Annotated in this window: 6 protein-coding genes and 2 pseudogenes; 4 read left to right on the top strand and 4 right to left on the bottom strand. The window is 68.3% G+C overall.

What is annotated here, in order from left to right:
• Positions 1-399: pseudogene (locus VFX99_RS03100) on the bottom strand (VOC family protein); the annotation flags it as partial.
• 33 nt (positions 400-432) lie between these two features.
• The gene (locus VFX99_RS03095) at positions 433-1,230 is read right to left on the bottom strand and encodes an alpha/beta fold hydrolase (RefSeq protein WP_329664851.1); all 798 of its coding nucleotides are present in this window, start codon (positions 1,228-1,230) and stop codon (positions 433-435) included.
• An 88-nt stretch (positions 1,231-1,318) separates the two neighbouring features.
• On the opposite strand from VFX99_RS03095, the gene VFX99_RS03090 reads away from it, so the two are divergent.
• Positions 1,319-2,887, top strand: a complete 1,569-nt coding sequence (locus VFX99_RS03090; protein WP_329664850.1) for a class I adenylate-forming enzyme family protein — start codon at positions 1,319-1,321, stop codon at positions 2,885-2,887.
• Positions 2,888-2,900: 13 nt separating this feature from the next.
• Here VFX99_RS03090 and VFX99_RS03085 read toward each other — a convergent pair whose 3' ends face one another.
• Both VFX99_RS03085 and VFX99_RS03080 read right to left on the bottom strand, forming a co-directional pair.
• Entirely contained in the window at positions 2,901-3,590 is a 690-nt protein-coding gene (locus VFX99_RS03085; protein WP_329664849.1) for an MIP/aquaporin family protein, read from the bottom strand.
• Positions 3,587-3,946 carry a metalloregulator ArsR/SmtB family transcription factor gene (locus tag VFX99_RS03080; RefSeq protein ID WP_329664848.1) on the bottom strand — a complete coding sequence of 120 codons (360 nt, stop codon included), beginning with the start codon at positions 3,944-3,946 and terminating at the stop codon, positions 3,587-3,589. The genes VFX99_RS03085 and VFX99_RS03080 overlap by 4 nt, the downstream gene beginning before the upstream one ends.
• Positions 3,947-4,034: 88 nt before the next feature.
• On the opposite strand from VFX99_RS03080, the gene VFX99_RS03075 reads away from it, so the two are divergent.
• From VFX99_RS03075 to VFX99_RS03065, 3 genes and pseudogenes are all read left to right on the top strand, one after another.
• Positions 4,035-5,351, top strand: a complete 1,317-nt coding sequence (locus VFX99_RS03075; protein ID WP_329664847.1) for an NAD(P)-binding domain-containing protein — start codon at positions 4,035-4,037, stop codon at positions 5,349-5,351.
• A gap of 26 nt (positions 5,352-5,377) precedes the next feature.
• Positions 5,378-5,848, top strand: a pseudogene (locus VFX99_RS03070) (GNAT family N-acetyltransferase); the annotation flags it as partial.
• Between the two features lie 60 nt (positions 5,849-5,908).
• Positions 5,909-6,177, top strand: a 269-nt coding sequence (locus VFX99_RS03065) for a heat-shock protein HtpX (RefSeq protein WP_329664852.1), incomplete at its 3' end; no start/stop codon positions are given.

Raw genomic sequence — 6,177 nt, 5'->3', positions numbered from 1 at the left:
ATGCCGCTGGGACCGCGCAGATAGGTGAGCTTGTACACGTCCTCGTAAGTCGCCACTCCGCGCAGAGGTCGGCAGCCGTGCTTCGCGGCGATCTCGAGCGCTTCGTCGATGTCGTCGACGGAGAACAGGACGCGGTGCATGCCGATCTCGTTGGGAAGGGTGGGGTTCGTCTCGATCGCGTCGGGGTGGATGTACTCGAAGCTCGAGACGGCCCTGACCGTCCGGCGTCTGCAGCATCGCGATCTTGGCGTGGTTGCCGTCGAGTCCCACCGCGGTGTCGGTCCACTCCCCGCTGACCGTGTCGCGGCCGATGACCGTGAGACCGAGGTCGGTGAAGAAGGCGACGGTCTCTTCGAGGTGGCGAACGGCGATTCCGACGTTCTCGAGCTTGATGGGCATGCGTTGCACGCTATCGACCCGGCCGCCGGGGTTCTAGCCCTGAGAGAGGAACGCGGTGGCCGCGGCCCGGAAGATCTTCGAACCCGGCGTATTGAAGTGGTGCCGACGGGGGATCTCGACGAATTCGCCACGTGGTGCGGCCGACGCCAGATGCCGGGACCGGGCGAGGATCGCGTCCTCGCTTCCCGTCGCGAACAGCACGGGTTGCTGAGGCGGGCGCGCCGGGTCGGGATCCGCGTCGCCGAGACGCATGCCCTCAGCCAGCGCCACGAGCACCCCCAGATCGTTACCCGCCACCCGCTCGGCGAGTGTCACGTAATTCTGCGTGACCCGGTCGTTGATCGGCGCGCCGGATTCGGCGTACGCGCGCGCCTGGTCGATGTCCAGCCGGGCGAGCGGGCGGCCATCCGGTATCCCTCCGAGCACGCCGCGCGTGACGCGGTCGGGGGCATCGACGAGCAGCTGCCAGCCCACCCGGCCTCCCAGCGAGTAGCCCGCATAGTGCACGCTGTCCAGCACGTAGGTGTCCAGAACGATCAGCAGGTCGCCGACGAGCGCTTCCATCGTGTAGCCGAGCGGATCGTGCGGCTTGTCGCTGGCGCCGTGCCCGCGCTGGTCAACACCGAGCACGCGGAAGCCGGCTCGGGTCAGGTCTCGCACCCAGCCGGTGTCGACCCAGTTGTCGCGGCAGTTCGACGCGAACCCGTGCACGCACAGGACTGTGGGCGCGGCATCCTCACCCCATGAGTAGGTCGCGATGCGATGCCCCTCGGCCGACATGACGAACTTTGGTGACGGCATCTCGGTCAAGGGCGACACGGCTGAGCTCATGGTGTCAATCTTGGCCCGGGCCGGCCGATGGATCGCGTACCGGAGCTGTCGGCTGAGGTGTAGTCTCCTGCCGTCAAGCAGTCGGGGGATGCTGGTGGGGACCTATTCCGGAGCAGCGCTGCAGCAGCCGGCGAAGCCGAGCGATCTGCTGCGTGCCGGCCTGGCGACGGATTCGACGGGCCTGGCGCTCGTCTCGGCTCGAGCGCGCCTGACGTGGGAGCAGCTCGACGAGCTGAGTGGCGTGCTCGCGGCCGGCTACCTCGATTCGGGGCTGCAACCGGGTGACCGGATCGCCTCCCTCATGCCGAACCGGTACGAGCTCATCGTCCACTACCTCGCCTGCTTCAAGGCGGGCCTGGTCGCCACGCCGCTCAACTACCGGTACACGGCGCCCGAGATCGACCACGCCCTCGGCATCAGCGAAGCTCGGATGCTGCTGGCCCACGTCGAGCGCGAGGCCGACCTGGCGGCAAGCGAGCGGGTCGCGGGGCTTGCGCTGGGCACTCTGGGCTACCTGGAGCCGGAGCAGGGCGGCGCTGCGTTCCAGGAACTGCTGACACGCAACAGACCGGATGCCGCACTCCCGGCTCCCGCGCCCACCGCCCCGGCCGTCATCTTCTTCACGTCCGGCAGCACAGGTCCGCCGAAGGGCGTCACTCATACGCACGAGACGCTGGGCTGGATGTTCGCGACCGCGGCGGCGGGGCTGGAGTTCGGGCCCGGTGACCTCGTCGTCGCCGGATCGTCGCTTTCCCACGTCGGGGCGTTCTATGTGTCGTTCGGCGCTCTGAGCGCTGGCGCGGGCATCGCCATCGCGCGCACGTTCGACGGCGACGAGCTTCTGCCGCTGCTGCGCGACGATCGACCGACGGTGCTCTCGATGCTGCCCTCGGCACTGTTCGCACTGACCCGTGACCATGGCGCCACCCAGGACGACTTCTCGTCACTCCGGCTCTGCCGGGCGGCGGGTGACAAGGTGTCTGCCGAGCTCGAACGCGAGTTCACCGCACTCAGCGGGTTCGCCATCGACGAGGCGTACGGACTGTCGGAAACCGGGCTCGTGAGCGTGAGCCCACCCGCCGACATCAGGCTCGGATCGGTCGGGCGGGCCGTGCCCGGCCTGTCGCTGTCGATTCGCGACGAAGCCGGCGACGTAGTCGACGCGGATGGTGAGGGTCGCGCATGGATCAAGACCGGGGCGGCGTGCGTCGGCTACTGGGGAGACCCGCATGCGACGGATGCCGCGTTCACCGACGGCTGGTTCGACTCGGGCGACGTCCTGCGCGCCGATGCGGACGGCTACCTCTACTTCGAAGGTCGCCGGAAGCAGATCATCGTCCACGACGGCTCGAACATCAGCCCGCAGGAGATCGAGGGCGTTCTGCTCGAACATCCGAGCGTGGACAGCGCAGGGGTCATCGGCATCCACGACGAGATCCACGGAGAGAACGTCCGCGCGTACATCACGCTGCGCAATGGCAGCGAGCGGCCATCGGACGTCGAGTTGATCCGCTTCGCACGGGCGAAGGTCGGCTACAAGGCTCCGGACGAGATCGTCGTCCTCGACGAGATGCCGTCCACCGCCACCGGCAAGGTGGACCGGACGGGCCTCAAGCGGATGGCCGAGCGCTCGTTGCACCGGAATCCGCCCGACTGACGGAAGGGCCGTGTCAGTTGAGCGCGTCGGCTTCGGCGGTCGCGACCGCTCGTGGTGCGAAGAAGACGAGGAGTCCGAGCCCGACCGCGCCGCCGATCAGCTGAGCGACGACGAACCCCGGTGCCGACGAGGGTGCGATCCCCGCGAACGTGTCACTGAAGACCCGGCCGATCGTGATCGCGGGGTTGGCGAAGCTCGTGGAGCTCGTGAAGAAGTAGGCGGCACCGATGTACGCGCCGACGGCCCAGGGCACTGCGGCATGCCGACCTGTGCGGCTCAGCAGGAAGATCGTCAGGATCAGACCGGCGGTCGCCACGATCTCGCTGAGGAAGGTGCCGGGGCTCAGCCGATCGGTCGTGCTGATGCTGACGGCGACCTCGTCGAACATCGAGTTCGCGAGGATGGCTCCCCCGATGCATCCGAAGACCTGGGCTGGGAGGTAACCGGCGGCATCGGACCAGCGGCGGCCGCCGATGACGACATCGACGAGAGTGACGACCGGATTGAAGTGCGAGCCGCTGGCCGCGGCGAACATCAAGATCAGAACCGGCAGCGCGAGCGCGGTCGCGAACGCATTCTCGAGCAGCTGCAGACCGACATCCCCCGGAGAGAGCCGCTGCGCCGCGATGCCCGAGCCGATCACCACCGCAGCGAGCAGGGCCGATCCGAGGAGCTCCGCGGCGACACGCCGGGCAGCGCTCACGGGCTGCTGAGGAGAGCGGAGAGCTCCGCGACGGCCTCGGGGACGAGCTTGTAGTACGCCCAGGTGCCGCGCTTCGAGCGCGTCAGGAAGCCCGCATCCATCAGCACCTTGAGATGGTGCGACACGGTGGGCTGACTGAGGCCGATGGGCTCCGTCAAGTCGCAGACGCAGGCTTCGGCTCCTTCGGATGCGGCGACGATCGAGATCAGACGCAATCGCGCCGGATCGGCGAGCGCCTTCAGTTTGCGCGCGAGGTCGTCGGCCGCCGCGGCGCTGAGCGGCTCCCGCACCAGCGGCGCACAACACAGATCAGCGCGGCCGCCTGCCGTGATGTCGGTCAGCTCGAGTGTCGCCATACATCGATGGTAACGAATATTGACAAGCATCGATATAAGCACGCATGATCTATATCGACGAACTTCGATACATCCAGGAGAACCGCTCGTGACCCTCATCGACCTGACCCGCCCCCCGCGCTCCGGCCGTCGCATGGATAGTCTTCCCGTTGCGATCATCGGCGCCGGCCCGATCGGCCTGGCCGCGGCCGCGAATCTCGTCGAGCGAGGCATCCCGTTCGAGATCTACGAAGCCGGCGACACGGTTGCCGACAGCATCCGTCAATGGGGTCACATCCGGCTGTTCTCGCCGTGGAAGCACCTGGTCGATCCCGCCTCCGGCCGTCTGCTCGAGACGGCAGGCTGGCAGCACCCCACCGACTCGGCGCTTCCCACCGGCGCGGAACTCGTCGACGAGTATCTGACGCCCCTCGCCTCCCTCCCTCAGATCGCCGAGCACACCCGCACCGGCGTCGAGGTGATCGCCGTCAGCCGCGAGGGCATGGACCGCACGCGCACAGCCGGTCGAGCCGCGACACCCTTCCTGCTGCGGGTGCGCGACCCGGAAGGCGCCCAGACCGAGATCTCAGCCCGAGCCGTGATCGATGCGTCGGGAACATTCCGCACCCCCAACAGCCTGGCCTCCAGTGGACTCGACCCGCTCGGACTCGACGAGGTCGCCGACCTCATCACGCACGCGCTGCCCGATGTGCTGGGCCGTGACCGTCGGCTGTTCGCCGGGAAGCACACGACCGTCGTCGGGGCCGGGCACTCGGCTGCGAACACGTTGCTGAGCCTGGCAGCGCTCGCGAGCGACGAGCCCGGGACGCGAATCACGTGGGCGATCCGGAACCGCAGCGCGATACGGGTCTCGTCCTCACCCGACGACGACCTGGCCGCTCGCGCGAAGCTGGGCGGACGCGTGGATGAACTCGTGGCGGCAGGCGTGATCGACGTCGTCGATCGATTCGAGATCGTACGACTCTCGCGCCGGGATGACCGAATTCGCATCGTCGCGTCGCGCAGCGGCGAGCTCACCGAGTACGACACCGACGTGATCGTCAATGCGACCGGATTCCGGCCGAACCTCGCGATGCTGCGCGAGATCCGGCTCGAGCTCGATGACGTCGTCGAGGCACCGAGGCGGCTCGCGCCCCTGATCGATCCGAACGTGCACAGCTGCGGAACCGTGGCACCGCACGGCTTCGCCGAGCTCGAGCAGCCCGAGGACGGATTCTTCCTCGCCGGCATGAAGAGCTACGGCCGAGCTCCGACCTTCCTCCTGGCGACCGGCTACGAGCAAGTGCGGTCGATCGTCGCCTGGCTCGGCGGGGATGCCGCATCCGCGGCCCAGGTTCAGCTCACCCTCCCGGCGACCGGGGTCTGCTCGACGGATCTCGGTCAGGGTGGGGGCTGCTGCTCGTGACGCCGACGACGCTGTCGATCCGGCCGATGACCGTCGAGGACTGGCCGGAGGTGGAGCGCATCTTCGCCGAGGGCATCGCCGCCGGCAACGCGACCTTCGAATCGACGATTCCGACCTGGGAGCAGTTCGACTCCGGCAAAGTATCGGCGCCGCGACTGGTCGCCGTCGACGGCGACCTCGTCGTGGGGTGGGTGGCGGCATCCCCCGTTTCGTCGCGAGCGGTCTACCGAGGCGTGGTCGAGCACTCGGTGTACGTGGCAGCGGATGCTCAGGGGCGCGGGGTCGGCCGTGCGCTGCTCGAGGCGTTCGTCGAGGCCGCCGAGGCCGCCGGATTCTGGACGATTCAGGCGAGCATCTTCCCCGAAAACGTGGAGAGTCTGGCGCTGCACGAACGCGTCGGCTTCCGCGTCGTCGGCCGGCGCGAGCGGATCGCGCGATCCTCCGTCGGCCCCTGGGCCGGCCAGTGGCGGGATACGATCCTGATCGAGCGCCGGAGCCGCTCCTCAGAGGACGCGCCTAGACTCCCGTCCATGGAGTCCGCTTCGGATGACGAAGGAATGACCCGATCCCCCACCGTCCTGTTCGTCTGCGTGCACAACGCGGGTCGATCCCAGATGGCGGCCGGCTACATGGCCGCACTCTCCGGCGGGCGCGTGGAGGTTCTCTCCGCAGGCTCCGAGCCGAAGGACCAGATCAATCCGGTTGCCATCGCCGCGATGGCAGAGGAGGGCATCGACATCGCGGACAACGTGCCGAAGATCCTGACCACCGAGGCGGTTCGGGACTCCGACGTCGTCATCACCATGGGCTGCGGCGACACCTGCCC

The sequence above is a fragment of the Microbacterium sp. genome, assembly GCF_036277215.1.
GTDB lineage: Bacteria > Actinomycetota > Actinomycetes > Actinomycetales > Microbacteriaceae > Microbacterium.
The sequence above is the reverse complement of the archived record's forward strand: the minus strand, read 5'-3'. Positions and strand labels throughout refer to the sequence as shown.